Origin of the sequence: Rhizobium sp. SG2393 (genome assembly GCF_042610495.1) — a bacterium.
Classification (GTDB): Bacteria; Pseudomonadota; Alphaproteobacteria; order Rhizobiales; family Rhizobiaceae; genus RU20A.
The window spans coordinates 1327279-1341483 of record NZ_JBHGAP010000001.1 but is presented as its reverse complement, the minus strand read 5'-3'; the positions used below and the strand labels follow the sequence as shown (position 1 = coordinate 1341483).

The 14205-nt window shown below is 64.4% G+C and carries 17 protein-coding genes; 7 read left to right on the top strand and 10 right to left on the bottom strand.

Annotated features, from left to right (window positions below; genetic code table 11):
* Window positions 1-105 precede the first annotated feature (105 nt).
* Complete coding sequence (locus ACED18_RS06290; protein WP_377290058.1) at window positions 106-1200, bottom strand: class I SAM-dependent methyltransferase; 1095 nt, start codon at window positions 1198-1200, stop codon at window positions 106-108.
* A 3-nt stretch (window positions 1201-1203) separates the two neighbouring features.
* Entirely contained in the window at window positions 1204-2061 is an 858-nt protein-coding gene (gene lgt / locus ACED18_RS06285) for a prolipoprotein diacylglyceryl transferase (protein ID WP_377290056.1), read from the bottom strand.
* Between the two features lie 214 nt (window positions 2062-2275).
* Between lgt and ACED18_RS06280 the strand changes: the two genes are divergently transcribed.
* From ACED18_RS06280 to ACED18_RS06265, 4 genes are all read left to right on the top strand, one after another.
* Window positions 2276-2539 (top strand): accessory factor UbiK family protein, encoded by a 264-nt coding sequence (locus tag ACED18_RS06280; RefSeq protein ID WP_377290054.1) that lies wholly within the window; start codon window positions 2276-2278, stop codon window positions 2537-2539.
* A gap of 409 nt (window positions 2540-2948) precedes the next feature.
* Window positions 2949-3449: a YbjN domain-containing protein gene (locus tag ACED18_RS06275; protein ID WP_149737742.1), complete on the top strand. Its 501-nt coding sequence runs from the start codon at window positions 2949-2951 to the stop codon at window positions 3447-3449.
* On the top strand, window positions 3449-4270 hold the full coding sequence (gene proC, locus ACED18_RS06270; protein WP_377290051.1) for a pyrroline-5-carboxylate reductase: 822 nt from the start codon (window positions 3449-3451) through the stop codon (window positions 4268-4270). The genes ACED18_RS06275 and proC overlap by 1 nt, the downstream gene beginning before the upstream one ends.
* Before the next feature lie 8 nt (window positions 4271-4278).
* Window positions 4279-4635, top strand: coding sequence for a tRNA-binding protein (locus ACED18_RS06265; protein WP_377290049.1), 357 nt, complete (start codon window positions 4279-4281; stop codon window positions 4633-4635).
* 38 nt (window positions 4636-4673) lie between these two features.
* Here ACED18_RS06265 and ACED18_RS06260 read toward each other — a convergent pair whose 3' ends face one another.
* The 4 genes from ACED18_RS06260 to ACED18_RS06245 all read right to left on the bottom strand — a co-directional run bounded on the left by ACED18_RS06260 (window position 4674) and on the right by ACED18_RS06245 (window position 8169).
* Window positions 4674-5993: an ATP-binding protein gene (locus tag ACED18_RS06260; protein WP_377291069.1), complete on the bottom strand. Its 1320-nt coding sequence runs from the start codon at window positions 5991-5993 to the stop codon at window positions 4674-4676.
* Window positions 5994-6075: 82 nt separating this feature from the next.
* A complete protein-coding gene (locus tag ACED18_RS06255; protein ID WP_377290047.1) occupies window positions 6076-6777 on the bottom strand; it encodes a response regulator in 702 nt (233 codons plus the stop codon).
* A 38-nt stretch (window positions 6778-6815) separates the two neighbouring features.
* Complete coding sequence (locus tag ACED18_RS06250; RefSeq protein WP_377290045.1) at window positions 6816-7292, bottom strand: MarR family winged helix-turn-helix transcriptional regulator; 477 nt, start codon at window positions 7290-7292, stop codon at window positions 6816-6818.
* Window positions 7293-7548: 256 nt separating this feature from the next.
* Window positions 7549-8169, bottom strand: coding sequence for a DUF1236 domain-containing protein (locus tag ACED18_RS06245; RefSeq protein WP_377290043.1), 621 nt, complete (start codon window positions 8167-8169; stop codon window positions 7549-7551).
* 307 nt (window positions 8170-8476) lie between these two features.
* On the opposite strand from ACED18_RS06245, the gene ACED18_RS06240 reads away from it, so the two are divergent.
* Together ACED18_RS06240 and ACED18_RS06235 are read left to right on the top strand one after the other, a co-directional pair.
* Window positions 8477-8665: a hypothetical protein gene (locus ACED18_RS06240; protein ID WP_377290041.1), complete on the top strand. Its 189-nt coding sequence runs from the start codon at window positions 8477-8479 to the stop codon at window positions 8663-8665.
* A 128-nt stretch (window positions 8666-8793) separates the two neighbouring features.
* Window positions 8794-9435 (top strand): MBL fold metallo-hydrolase, encoded by a 642-nt coding sequence (locus ACED18_RS06235; protein WP_377290039.1) that lies wholly within the window; start codon window positions 8794-8796, stop codon window positions 9433-9435.
* Between the two features lie 79 nt (window positions 9436-9514).
* On the opposite strand, the gene ACED18_RS06230 is transcribed toward ACED18_RS06235, so the two are convergent.
* The 3 genes from ACED18_RS06230 to ACED18_RS06220 form a co-directional block, all read right to left on the bottom strand.
* Entirely contained in the window at window positions 9515-10015 is a 501-nt protein-coding gene (locus tag ACED18_RS06230) for a BA14K family protein (protein WP_377290037.1), read from the bottom strand.
* Window positions 10016-10163: 148 nt separating this feature from the next.
* Window positions 10164-10379 (bottom strand): cold-shock protein, encoded by a 216-nt coding sequence (locus ACED18_RS06225; protein WP_377290035.1) that lies wholly within the window; start codon window positions 10377-10379, stop codon window positions 10164-10166.
* A gap of 496 nt (window positions 10380-10875) precedes the next feature.
* Window positions 10876-11796 carry a DMT family transporter gene (locus ACED18_RS06220; protein WP_377290033.1) on the bottom strand — a complete coding sequence of 307 codons (921 nt, stop codon included), beginning with the start codon at window positions 11794-11796 and terminating at the stop codon, window positions 10876-10878.
* Between the two features lie 137 nt (window positions 11797-11933).
* Between ACED18_RS06220 and ACED18_RS06215 the strand changes: the two genes are divergently transcribed.
* Window positions 11934-13004 (top strand): DUF1176 domain-containing protein, encoded by a 1071-nt coding sequence (locus ACED18_RS06215; protein ID WP_377290031.1) that lies wholly within the window; start codon window positions 11934-11936, stop codon window positions 13002-13004.
* A gap of 12 nt (window positions 13005-13016) precedes the next feature.
* Here the strand turns inward: ACED18_RS06215 and ACED18_RS06210 are convergent, their stop codons facing one another.
* Entirely contained in the window at window positions 13017-14186 is a 1170-nt protein-coding gene (locus ACED18_RS06210; protein WP_377290029.1) for a PQQ-dependent sugar dehydrogenase, read from the bottom strand.
* Window positions 14187-14205 lie beyond the last annotated feature (19 nt).

Genomic DNA, 14205 nt, shown 5'->3' with positions numbered 1-14205 from the left:
GGACCTGTGATTTGCACCAAGGGTGGCGGCTGGCGGCGGCGCTGTCAACGCTGCAGACGCGTCCACCGTCGACCGGTGCGCTCCGTCATGGCACCCGGCCCGCTCTCATTTCTGGAAGGGGGCGATGCCGATGTCGGGGTGGCTGACGGCCAGAACCTTGAAAAGCTCGCCCATGCGGCCTTCGCCACTCCCGGCCAAGCGTTCCACAGCGGTGCGGATCTCCTCCTGCGTTTCCAGATCCTTGCCGGAGCCTAGCGCGCCGGCCCTCTCCGCGATGCCGAGCGCCAGCAGGAAATCGCCCTGGTGAGCGAGGCCGTTGACCTTCAGGCCCTCGGCTTTGGCGCGGCGGGCCAGCTGTTCGAAATCGACGTGGCTCGTCAGATCGGCGAGGCCGGGATTGGCGAGCGGCGGATCATAGGTGTGATCACGGATCGCCTGCAGCGTATCGCCGAAGCCGGTGGCCATGTGGCCGTAATCGATGATGAGCGCCGTGCCGTCATGGCTGGCGATACGCTGGCAGAGTGCTGCCATCACAGCGTCGCGGGCCGGCGCCACCTCGAAGACTGTGCCGGGCGGCACAGACTGGGCGGGCACGGGCAGGAGATCGGGATCGATGGTCGCGATACCGGGCACGAAGGTCAGGTGGTCCTCCGCATCGAGCCCGACGAGCCGTTCGCGAAAGCCCTGCGGCGTCTTCACGAACTGGCGGATGGGCACGGCATCGAAGAGTTCGTTCGCCACAAGCAGCAGAAAGCCCGGCGGCAGCGTGTCGAAGCTCGTATGCCAGGAGATCTTCGGCTTGTGCTCGACAAGCGTCTGGCTCTGTACCTTCTGCAGCCGCTCGCTGGTCTCGATGAGATGCACAGCGCAGAGTTCGTAGAGGCCCGGCGAGACACGCTCGATGACACGCAGGATATCGGCCATCATCGTGCCGCGGCCGGGGCCGATCTCCGCCAGGATGACAGGTGCTGGCGAGCCATGGCGCTCCCAGGCATTGACGAGGAAGATGCCGATCATCTCGCCGAAGAGCTGGCTGATCTCCGGTGCCGTGACGAAATCGCCTGAGCGGCCGAAGGGTTCGCGAATGCGGTAGTAGCCGTGTTCGGGGTCGGCGAGGCAGAGCGAGAAATAGTCGGTGACGCTCAGCGGGCCGTTGAGGCGGATGATCGACTTGATCTTCTGGGCAAGGGGCGTGGGCATGGCTCAGGCTCCCGCCTTGACCGGCTCACGCGGGGTCGAGAGGCCGCGGTAAAGCGCCCACAGGCCGGCAAGCAGCATCGGAAGCGACAGCAGCATGCCCATGGTCAGCCAGCCAAAGGCGAGGTAGCCGAGCTGTGCATCCGGCTCGCGGAAGAATTCGACGAATATGCGCGAGATGGCATAGCCGGTGGCGAAGATGCCGCTGACGAGCGCCGGGCGCTTCAGCGCGCCGAAGCGGAAGATCGCGATGGCGATGACGGTGAGCAGCAGGATACCTTCGAGCGCCGCTTCGTAAAGCTGGCTCGGATGGCGCGGGAAGGGGCCGCCAGTCGGGAAGATCACGGCCCAGGGTGCGGACGAAAGCCGTCCCCACAGTTCGCCATTGATGAAATTGGCGATGCGGCCGAAGAACAGGCCGATCGGCACGACGGCGCAGACGAGATCGAAGAGGCTCCAGGGCAGGATGTCGCGCTTCTTGGCAAACAGCAGCATGGCGATCAGCGTGCCGATCAGGCCGCCGTGGAAGGACATCCCGCCGTTCCAGATCTCGAAGGCGCGCAGCGGATTGGCGGCAACGGCCGGGAAATCGTAAAACAGGATATAGCCGATGCGCCCGCCGCCGACGATGCCGGCGGCTGCCCAGAGCAGGAAGTCGTCCATCTGCTCGGCGGTCACGGCAGGCGTGCCGTTGCGCCAGAGGGGCGGGCGTCTCGTCATCAGGACGGCGTAGCGCCAGCCCAGCACGATGCCGGCGACATAGGCAAGCCCATACCAGTGGATCGCCAGCGGTCCGATCTGGATGAGGACCGGATCGATCTCCGGAAAGGGCATGATGGCGAGAAGGCTCTCGAGACTGTGCACGGCGCGCTGGATCCGCTTCGCGAAGGGGCAGGGGGACAGGCATGTCCCGTTTGGGCGGGAACATGGCGTTCGAATCCGGTGTGGTCAAGGCAAGCGCGGCGTTGCGCCGCCACCCTCAACCGCATTTTTCCTTGCAACGCGAGCTGACGCACCCTACCTCAATCCCATGGACGGCGGCCCGCCGCGCGGGCGTTACGACAGGGAGCTTTCGACCATGACGACCGGCACCAACCGCATCTTCGACGATTTCGCCAAGCTGATGACCGATGCCGCCGGCGCGGCGCAGGGCGTGCGCACGGAAGTGGAGACCGCCTTCCGCGCCCAGGCCGAGCGCTTCATGAATTCGATGGACGTGGTCAAGCGCGAGGAATTCGAAGCCGTGCGCGAGATGGCGATTCGGGCCCGCGAGGAAAACGACGCGCTTTTGAAGCGGATCGAGGCTCTGGAAGCCCGTCTCGCTGGCAACGCCGGCGCCTGAACCGGACACGCGATTTCGACGGCATTTTCACTTTTCAGCAGGCCGCCGGCGTCATCCGGCGGCCTGTTTTGATTCCAAACGGTTTTTCCGCGAAAAGTTTTCCACCTGTGGACATGCCGGAAAAAGCCTTACGGCAGAGTCGGTTAAATCGCCGCGCTGACTCAATCTGGAAGGCATGTTGCGGCTTGGTGAGCGGGAAATTGCGGCGGGGGGGCTTTCTTGCTGACTCCGCCGTTATACACTGATTTTAAATGATGATTCGAAACGGACCACGCAAGCTCCAGGCAGGGTAGTGTCGCCAGGGTTGGCCGCGGGTCCGCAAATCAGAAGTCTGTTCCGGTGTTTGGTGTGTGTTGTCCCCGTCGACAAGGCAGGGCTGCGCGCGTCCGACCGGATTTTGGGGTGATGCATGAGCCTGATGGAATGGGAGCTTGAACGGCAATCGAACCCGGTCGACATGATCGAGTTCGTGGCCGCCAACAACGACTGGTCGTTCGAGCGTTCCGGCGAAGACGAAATCGCCATGACGGTCGAGGGGCGCTGGACGGATTACCACGTCTCCTTCTCGTGGATGGAGCAGTTCGAGGCCCTGCATCTGGCCTGCGCCTTCGACATCAAGGTGCCGGAAAGCCGCGTCAACGAAGTCATCCGCCTTCTCTCGCACATCAACGGCCAGGTGCTGATGGGGCACTTCGACCTGTGGCGGCAGGAAGAGGTGGTGATCTTCCGCCAGTCGCTGCTTCTGGCCGGCGGCGCCGAGCCCACCAACCAGCAGGTGGAGGTGCTTCTGTCGAGCGCCATCGATGCCTGCGAAAGCTATTTCCAGGCCTTCCAGTTCGTCGTCTGGTCGGGCATGGACGCGCAGCGCGCCGTCGATGCCGTGCTCTTCGAAACGGTCGGGGAAGCGTGATGGCATCGACTGCGGGCAAAGGGCCGATCGTTCTGGTCGGTGCCGGCAATATGGGCGGTGCGATGCTGGCCGGCTGGCTGAAAAGCGGTGTTGCGGCGTCCGACCTCCTCGTTCTCGATCCTGGCCCCGCGCCGGCCATGGCCGCGCTGATGGCCGAGCATGGGGTGACCCACGCGACGGCTGCGCCCGCTGGCCTCTCAGCATCCATGCTTTTCTTGGCGGTCAAGCCGCAGGTGATGGACGCCGTCCTTCCGCCGCTGAAGGGGCTGGTCGGACCCGATACGGTCATCGTCTCCGTCGCTGCCGGCAAGACGCTTGCTTTCCTCGAAGGCCATCTGGGCGCCGCCGGCATGGTGCGCGCCATGCCCAATACGCCGGCCATGATAGGGCGCGGCGTCACGGGCGCCTTCGCCAATGATCGCGTCACCCCGGAAGCCCGCGCTTCCGTCCACGAGCTGCTTGCCGTGAGCGGCCCGGTGGAGTGGGTCGATACTGAGGAAAAGATCGATGCCGTCACCGCTGTTTCCGGCAGCGGGCCGGCCTATGTCTTCCATCTTGTCGAGTGCATGGCGGAAGCCGGTCGAAAGGCCGGTCTTCCGGCGGACCTGGCCATGCGGCTTGCAAGAGAGACGGTGTCGGGGGCTGGTGAACTTCTTCACCGGTCCCCCGATGACGCCGCAAAGCTTCGCCAGAACGTGACATCGCCGGGCGGCACGACGGCTGCAGCGCTTTCCGTGCTGATGGCCGAGGATGGCATGCAGCCCTTGTTCGACAAGGCCATCGAGGCAGCCCGCCGCCGCGCCCAAGAACTCGCGAACTGAGGTGGATCATGGCTGACGCAGCGCCGACCTGGACGATCACCTTCGCCGATTTCGAGCGTGTCGATATTCGTGTCGGCACGATCGTCGAGGCCGTGCCCTTTCCGGAAGCGCGCAAGCCGTCGATCAAGATGGTGATCGATTTCGGCCCGGACATCGGGCTGAAGAAGTCGTCGGCTCAGATCACCGTCCACTATACGCCGGAAACGCTCGTCGGCCGGCGTGTCATGGGCGTGGTCAACTTTCCGCCGCGCCAGATCGGGCCGTTCCGTTCCGAAGTGCTGACGCTCGGCTTTGCCGACGAGACCGGCGCCATCGTGCTCGCCGTACCGGACAAGGCTGCGCCGAATGGCGCCAAGCTCTGCTGAGGCACTGCATTTCCTGAAATAAGAACCGTGCTGCCGCCTTACGCCGGAACGCGGATGATGGCGCGCAGGCCACCGAGCGGGCTGTCGGCCAGCGTCACATTGCCGCCGTGGCTGCGGGCGATGTCGCGGGCAATGGCGAGGCCGAGCCCGGTGCCGGAGGCATCGAGATTGCGCGCCTCATCGAGCCGGTAGAAGGGCTTGAAGACGTCCTCGCGATCCTTTTCCGCAATGCCGGGGCCGTCGTCATCGACGGTGATGGTCAGCCACTTGGCGCCGTGGCGGATATCGACGGCCACCGTGCCGGCGTAGCGGAAGGCGTTGGAGACGATGTTGCCGACCAGGCGGCTGAAGGCGTTCGGGCGGACGCGCACGTCGTCACTTCCTTCCATCGTCGCGGTCAGCGTCTTGCCCAGCAATTCGGCCTCGGCCTCCATGCGGGCGAGGAGATCGCTGAGCTTCAGGTTGCCCAGGTCTTCCTCCGCCTCGCTGCGGGCAAAGGCGAGGTAGCCCTCCAGCATGCTCTGCATGTCCTCGACATCCTGGTTGAGCCCTTCGAGGTCGGGATTGTTGCCGGCCAGCGCCAGTTGCAGCTTGAAGCGGGTGAGGATGGTGCGCAGGTCGTGGGAGACACCCGTGAGCATGGCCGTTCGCTGCTCGATCTGGCGTTCGATGCGCTCGCGCATGAGGATGAAGGCAAGGCCCGCCCGGCGGATCTCCTCGGCGCCGCGCGGCTGGAAGCTTGCGATCTTCTGGCCCTTGCCGAAGCTTTCGGCGGCCTGCGCCAGCGCGAGAATCGGCCGGATCTGGCCGCGCAGGAAGAGGATGGCGATCGTCAGCAGCACCAGCGAGGCCCCGACCATCCAGACGATGAAGATGTGCGTGTTGGACGCATAGGCGCTGTTGCGGCGGGCATAGATGCGCAGGATCCGGTCGCCATCAATCTTGATGCGGATCTCGACAATGTCGCTGTCGCCGACCGTGTCGATCCAGAAGGGGCGCCGGATCTGGCTCGAAATCTCTTCGCTGAGGATCTGGTCGAGGATCTCGAAAAAGGGCTTGGGGCGCGGGGCGGGCAGTTCGCCGCCCTGCTCGATCGAGAGGTTCAGGTTCAGGCGCTCGCGGGCAATGCGGATGATATCGGCATCGCTGATCGTTTCCGGCGAGAGGTCGATGAGGTCGATGAGGGCGGCGATATCGCTGGTAACCGCTGAGGAAAGGCGCTGCGTGACGAGCTGCCAGTGGCGCTCCATGAACACGAAGGCGACGACCGACTGCAAAAGCACCATGGGAATGATGACGATGAGCAGCGAGCGGGCGTAGAGGCCCATGGGGAGCTGGCGGCGCATCCAGCGGGTCATGCGCGTCCAGGCCTCGCCGCCCTTCTTCAGGCGCCGCCTCGCGGTCTCCAGGGGTGCGCCGACGTCTGCCAAGGTCCCGTCCTCAATCCGTGCTCAGCCGGTAGCCGATCCCACGCACGGTCTGCAGCCAGACGGGGTTGGACGGATCTTCCTCGATCTTGCGACGCAGGCGGTTGATCTGCACGTCGATGGTGCGCTCGCCGACTTCGGTGTCGTCGCTGATCAGTTCGTGGCGGGGGATCGTCTCGCCGGCACGCTCGGAAAACAGCGTCATGATCTCCTGCTCGCGGTCGGTGAGGCGGATCTGCTCGGCGCCCTTGCGCAGCTCTCGCTTGACGGGGGAATAGGTGTAGGGGCCGAAAATGACCTGGTCGACCTTCGACATCGAGGCGGGCGCGTTGCGGCGCAGGATGTTGTTGATGCGCAGAACGAGTTCGCGCGGCTCGAAGGGTTTCGGCAGATAGTCGTCGGCACCCGCTTCCAGTCCCTCGATACGGGCATGGGTTTCGGCCAAAGCCGTCAGCATGATGATCGGCACGGTCTTGATGGCGCGCAGGCTGCGCGTCAGGGATACGCCCGTTTCACCGGGCATCATGACATCGATGATCAGGAGGTCGAAATCGAGGCCTTCCAGCTTTCGCCGGGCCTCGGCCGCGTCGGCGGCGGCGGTGACGCGAAAGCCCTGGTCCACGAGGTACCGGTTCAGGAGGTCGCGGATACGCCGGTCGTCATCGACCACCAGCAGGTGGGGCGCGTCATCCGCGATCACCGGTCTTGTCGTCACGCTCTTCCCCTCCCGTCATCTGGCCTGCTCTCGCCCGTTCATGCCGCATCTTCAGCGTTGCGCATCGCTTCCAGAAAGCGGGCGATGGTCTCGCGCGCGTCCGGCCCGGCCTTTGCCAATGCCTCCGCGATGCGGCGGGACTGTGGCTCGGCCAGCGCGCGGGCTAATTGCCGGCCGCTTTTCGTCGTGTAGAGCTTGCGCTGGCGGCGATCCTCGGGACCGGCGACCTGGTGGATATAGTCGTTGTCGATGAGTTGCTTGAGAACGCGGGCCAGCGACTGCTTGGTGATCTTCAGCGTGTCGAGGAGATCGGCAACCGTCATGCCCGGCTCGCGGTCGACGAAGTGCAGCACGCGGTGATGGGCGCGGCCAAAGCCGCTGCGTTCCAGAATAGCGTCGGGATCGGAGGTGAAGTCGCGATACGCGAAGAACAGGAGCTCGATGATCTCGTAATCGATGCCGCCCGTTTCGGCGTCGCCGGCCGGCGCGCCGGTGCTCTCGGTCTGCAATGCCACTCTTTCGTTCCTTCGCGTTGCGACGTTTGCCGCATCGAAAATGTCCGTCATCCCGACGCACTTAGTGCCTGCTTTCGTCACAGTCCAGCAGGCACGCTTCGCGAGGATAAGCCGGGCGGCCCGGTGCCGCCAAACGAAAAGGAACCGCGGAAGCGGCGCAGGGGGGCCTTTCCACGGTAATTGCGCCCATTAGATGGGAAGGCCGCCCGGAATGGGCGGCCTCTGCCTCGGCGCATGGCCCGAAGAGCGGGCGCTTCTAGCGATAGACGTAGACGATGCGCCGGGTCTGCGGCTCGACCAGCACCGGCTGGCCGTTCACGCGGACGTAACGGTATTGATAGGCGGGGATTTCGCGGAAGGTCACCGTTTCCGGCACGGTGGCGCCCAGCACGACTTCGCCGTCGAGATAGACGGGGTCGGACGGGTTGCCATCGATATAGGTGCGCACGGTGGCCGGCGGCTCGATCGCATCGACAGCTTCGACCGGACCGATCAACTCGCCACCCATGGGGACTGAGGCGGTCGTTTCGACAGCGGGACCTTCATAGGTGACGGTCGGGATGGAGAGCGCCTCCCGCTCGTTCTCGATCACGACCGTGGTGCCGCCTTCATTGGCGGAGAGGTAGGTGGAATAGGCCCATCCGCGCGTTCCGTTTGCGTCCACCTGGCACCAGCGGCTGCCCTCAATGCAGCCATCGACGACCACGGCGCTGCCGCGACCGGCAAGGCCGACGGCCGGGTATTGCGGGCCCGGGCCCGAGCGGATGTTGAGATCGGTGGTGGCGGTGGCCGGGGTCGCTGCAGCGGCCGGGAGGGTGAAGACGGAAAACGCGATGGCCGTGGCGGAAAGGCCAAGGAGAAGGGGGCTGTTCTTCATTGCAATCACTCCGTTGTGAACGCGGCCTCAACCCGTAAGCCGCAGCTTCTGTTCCATTCTCGCTTTTGTCCGCCTGTTCCATCGGTGACGGCGGGCCGGCTTGCGGCGTGGCAAAAAGGCCGCAGACGCAAAAACGTCACGGTCTTTTCACGATTTCGGGAACTTCCGATGCCCTTCGGAATTGTGGGGGCGCGGAGATTCGATGAAGGACGCGTTCCAAGTCCGTCGAATATCAGAACAATCTGATCGGTTGCGGGTATGGGCCGGTCAGAAAAACAGAGCCTGCTTTGGCAGTGAGGGTGGACCCATGAAGACGATGTCAATGAACGCGGCCGGTGCCTTTTCGGATGACCGGGCGGACGACCGGGCCGGTGCCCTGAAGCCGGTAGTTATCGTGGTGGTGGCCGCCAAGATCGCCGTTGCCGGCCTGCTCATGGCGACGGTCAATCTGAACAGCCCGATCCAGACGCCGCTCGAAATCGCCGAGCTCCGGTAGGCTTCAAAAGGCAGGCTGACGGTCGGGCTTTGACTCGACCGTCGCCACCGGCTAGGCCTGCGCTGTCCATTTTAGCCTCGCCCGTTTGCCTCCCACAGCGCGCGCGGCGCGCCGACAAGGAGCAAGCCATGTTGCAGGCCGGTATCATTCCCGTCACCCATTTCCAGCAGAACTGCACCGTTCTCTTCGACAGCGAGACGAAGCGCGGCGTGGTGGTCGATCCCGGCGGCGACGTGGAGGTGATCCTCCAGACGCTGAGCGAAAACGGCCTCACCATCGAGGCCATCTGGCTGACCCACGGCCATATCGACCATGCCGGCGGCGCAAAGGCGCTGAAGCAGCACCTGAATGTCGACATCATCGGCCCCCACATCGACGACAAGCCGCTTCTGGAGCGGCTGGAAACCCAGGCCGAAAAATACGGGCTGGCGATGAAGGTGGAGAATGTGCTGCCCGATCGCTGGCTGACGGATGGCGAGACGGTGTCGTTTGGCGACCACGTCTTCGAAGTCTATCACTGCCCCGGCCATGCGCCCGGCCATGTCATCTATTTCAACCGCGCCCAGAACTTCGCCCATGTCGGCGACGTGCTCTTCCACGGTTCGATCGGCCGCACCGACCTTTATGGTGGCAATCACGAGCAGTTGCTGGAATCGATCCGCATCAAGGTGCTGCCGCTCGGCGACGATGTCGGCTTCATCTGCGGCCATGGTCCGGGCGGGCGCATCGGCGACGAGCGCCGTACCAACCCCTACCTGCGCGGGCTTTGACCGCTACCGTTTTCCCGAAGCAAAAAGCCCGCGGCCGGGAGGCGCGCGGGCTTTGTCGTTTCAGATGGCTGCAGGCAACTCAGCTTGCTGTGCAGAAGTAGTTGCGGCCATCGTGACCGCGGAAGGTGCCCGTGTCGGGGTTGAACGAGCGGTAGCGCTGGGCGCAGAAGCGGTACCAGGACGGTGTCCAGGGCTGGTAGCTGCCATAGGCCTGAACCGGACGCGGACGATAGACCGGCTGCGGACGGTAGACGGGTGCCGGACGATAGAGCGGCTGGCCGTCATAGGCCGGGCTGTAGTCGTTGTCGTAGGTTTCGCGATAGACGCGGCGCTCGCGGTAGACCGGGGCCGGCTCGTAATCGTCATAGGGCGGATCGATGTAGACGCGGCCGCGCGGCTGCTGGTTGGCGAGTGCGCCGCCGACGATCACGCCGGTGGCGAGGCCGAGTGCGCCGAGCGCGATCGCGTCGCCACGATCATGGTGGCGGCGCCAGTCGCCGGCTTCGGCAGGCGCAAACGCCGTCAGCGTGGTGGCGGCGGTGGCAAGGGCAAGGACGGCTGCTTTGACGAACCTGTTCATGGCGATTTTCCCATTCAGTCCCTGAAGGACCGGGTCATCCGGTCCGGGTTTATGGTGCGAAGATAAGGCGCTGCGGCTGAACGGCTGCTGAACAAAAAAACCCGGCATGATGCCGGGCTTCAACGTCAAACACTGCTGTCTCTTGCGATCAGCCGGAGACCTGCAGATTAACCGCCTTCGGGCCCTTGCCGCGGCGATCCGGTTCGGTGTCGAAGCTTACCTTCTGGTTTTCCGTCAGTCCGGTCAGGCCGGAAGCCTGGACAGCAGAGATATGCACGAAGATGTCGGCGCCACCGTTGTCGGGCTTGATGAAGCCGAAGCCCTTATCGGTGTTGAAGAATTTTACGGTGCCAGTTTCGGCCATGCGTCAGGTCCTTTTCACTCTGCCCGTTCGGGGGGCAGCATTACAATGTTTCCCCGAAGGGCGTGCAGCAGGCACTTCTAGACTAAGAGGAAAGGTCCCTGTTATCGCAGCCTGGCCCCCAATCATCCCTCTCCCGAGATGTTGCGTGCCCCTCCGCCCGAAGCTTTTTGCGTCTCCGGTCCGCATTCCTTGAAGGTCTTCCCGTTCTCGCAGATTGCCCGAACGCAGTAAGAGTGATGAGTTTATCTTCACTTGGCAAGCAAAAGTTTTTTGAACCGCAACGGAGTTTTCACTTTGTCCAAAAAACGGTCATCTGCCTGATTCTTCGCGTTTTGTGCCCTTGCATCGCAAGCTATTGAAGAAAAAGAGATTTGCGGTTGCGACAGCAAATGGCGCGCACAGGATACGCCCATGTCATGCGCATCGCGCCTGTTCGCAGAGGTGGTGGTCGAAGGCCGAAACTAAACTGACCATCTGGTCAATTTTTCTTTGAGCCTCAAGTATCGGCGCTTTCAGGCCGCGCGCCGCCGCCGTGACCCAGTCTGTTCTTGCCGAGTTCGGGCACGATTTCGACGCTCAGCATGGCGACGAAAAGGATGGCGCAGCCGAGATAGCCGATCGTCGGGATGGTTTCGCCGAGCAGCAGCACGCCGAAGAGGGCGGCAAACAGCGCCTCGCTGGACAGGAAGATGGCCGCCTGTGCGGCTGTCGTGTGGCGTTGGGCGACGATCTGGCAGATGAAGGCGAGGCCGCTCGAGAACAGGCCGGCAAAGAGAATTTCCGGGGCTGCGGCCATGACGGCATCGAATGCCAGCGGTTCGGTGAGGAAGCCGAGCGCCAGTCCGCCGATGGCGCAGAGGGCGAACTGGCAGAAGGACAGCGCCATGGGGCGGCCAACGGACGGCGCGACCACGCCGACGAAGATGATCTGCAGCGCCCAGAAGACCGCGCAGACGATCGTGAGATAATCGCCCGACGACAGCGCGTCGAGCTTGCCGCCGCCGAGCAGGAAGATGCCGATGAGGGAGAGGACGGCTGCCGGCCAGACGACCCAATGGGGCATGCGCCGGAAGAGCAGGACGGAGAGGATGGGCGTGAAGATGATGTAGAGGCCGGTCAGAAAGCCGGAATTGGTGACCGTCGTCGTCTGGATGCCGATCTGCTGGGTGACGGCGCCGCCGAAGAGCGAGAGGCCAACGGCGAGGAAGCCCGGGATGTTGGCGCGGGTCAGCGGCTTTTCCGCCCGCCGCGCCTCGACGAGGGCCAGTGGCAGGGCGACGAGGCTGGCAATTCCGAAGCGCAGGCCGATGAACCAGAGCGGGCCGATGGCCTGCATCGCCGTCGATTGCGCCACGAAGCCGGCGCCCCAGATCGCGCCGGTGACAAGGAGGAGGAGGTTTGCCTGCAAACGGGTCATGTCATGCCTGCCGATCGCGCCGGGCGGGGCTGCCTGCTGCGGGGCCGCGCCTGCTTATTCTGGGGTGGTTCGCTGTAACAGTTGCCTTTTTTGCGGGCAAGGCAGATGGTCTGGCTTCGCAGACGGGGAGAGATGGCATGCGCAAGGGCTTGATGCGAAACGCGGTGATCGGTGCGGTGCTTTTCGGCCTGCCGGGCGCGGCTGCGGCAGAAACCTATGGCAGCTTCGGCGACTGGTCGGTCTCCTGCGGCAATGGCATGACCTGCGATCTCGGCACGGATGATGCCCAGCAGGCGCTCTTCGGCCGGATTGACTTTACCCGCCGCTCGGACGGCGATGCACCGGTCGACATGGTGCTGTCAGTCCCGCCTGAAGGACTTGGCGATCCGGCGGCGAAGCTCTCCGCCGCCGTGGACGGGAAGGTGCTGGCGGATTTGCCGGTCTCGTCGCTGACGGCGCGGCCGGACGATTTCACTGTTGCGCTCACCGACGATGCGACGGTGCGCCGCCTCCTTGACGCGATGCGCAACGGCAAGACGATGGTGCTGACGCTGGAAGGAAAGGCCGGCAAGCAGGAGCGGACGGTATCGCTGACCGGACTTGCTGCCAGTCTTCTCTTCCTCGACGAAGCGCAGGGCCGGCTGAAGCGAACGGATGCACTGGTCGCCAAGGGCGAGGGCGTGCCGCCCAAGATCGCGCCGGTGCGGGCCATTGCGCGCTTTGATGATCTGCCAGCGGCGCTGAAGCCGATCTTCGCCGATCCCGATGCGGAATGCGGCGGGTTCGATGAGGCGAACCTGACGGCGGCTGGCGCCTTCGCCATCCATTTTGACACGGGCGACGACCTGATTGCCATGCCCTGCGCGCCGGGCGGCGCCTACAACCAGCCCTTCGTGATCTATGTGGGGCAGGGGGACGATTTCGATCTTCTGAGCGTGCCCGTCATGGCTGATGCCGGGCCGGGTATCGATCCGGCCCCTTACAATCTCGACCTCGACTGGCCGAAGCGCACGCTCAGTTCCTTCTTCAAGGGGCGCGGCATCGGCGATTGCGGCAGCTGGTATGTGTGGAAGCTTCCCGATCCGGATCGCGAAGCCACCGACATCGTGCTCACCGAGCAGCGCGTGAAGGGCGAATGCGACGGCAATGACGGCGGCGGGATCGAAAACTGGCCAGCTGTCTGGCCGCTGCCGCCCCGCAAGGGCTGACTTGCCGAAGCGCTATTCGGAGATCGGGCGCGTCAGGCGCAGCAACTGGCCATCTTCGGCGTCCGTCACGAGCAGGACGGAGCCGTCGGCGGCAACGGCGACATCGCGGATGCGGCCATATTCGCCGTCCAGCATGCGTTCTTCGGCGGTGATCGCGCCTGCATCGTCCCGGTCGAGCCGCGACAGGAGCTCGTATTTCAGGGCTGCCACCAGCAGGTCACCCTTCCATTCCGGGAACATGTCGCCGCGATAGACGACCATGCCGCCCGGCGCAATCGAAGGATCCCAGTAGAAGACGGGCTGCTCGTAGCCCGGCTTGGTCGTGCCTTCGCCAATCTCCGCGCCGGAGTAATCCTTGCCATAGGTGATGACCGGCCAGCCGTAATTCTTGCCGGCTTGCGGATAGTTCACCTCGTCGCCGCCGCGCGCGCCGTGTTCCACGGTCACGAGGCGCTGATCGGCCGGGTCTATGGCCATGCCCTGGATGTTGCGATGGCCCTTGGACCAGAGTTCCGGCAGGCCGTTCTTGCCATCCGCGTAAGGGTTGTTGGCGGGGATCGAGCCGTCGGCATTGATGTGGAGCACCGCGCCGGCGTGATCGCGCATGTCCTGGGCGCGGTTGCGCTCGCCCCGGTCGCCAATGCTGAAGAACAGGCTGCCGTCCTCGGCGACGGCAAGGCGCGAGCCGAAATGCTGCCCCTTGTCGGTCAGCTTGTTCATGCGGAAGATTTCCTTGACGTCTTCCAGCCGGCTGCCATCGTCGCTCAGCCGCGCGCTGACAATTGCCGTGCCGTAGGCGCCGTTCTCGCCGACGGCATGGGACAGGAAGAGGCGGCGCGAGGTCTCGAAGTCGCGGGAGAGTGCCACATCCAGCAGGCCGCCTTGGCCCATGACCGCGACTTTGGGAACGCCCTCTATCGGTTCAGAGACCTTGCCGTCCACGACCGTGCGCAGGTTGCCCCCAAGCTCCGTCACGATGTAGCCGCCGCCCGGCAGCACATCCACGGCCCAGGGCTGTGCGAGGTCTCCGGCAATGCTTTCGACGGCTACCGGGCCGGTCTTGGTGTTGAAGGTCTTGGTCTCCGCAAGGGCCGAACCGGCGGCGAACGACACGGCGGTCGCGCCAGCAAGCGCTGCGATGCGGGCGTAAAGGGCAATCGTTGGTCGGGCGGCCTTGGCCATCATTGTCTCCATCTGCCGT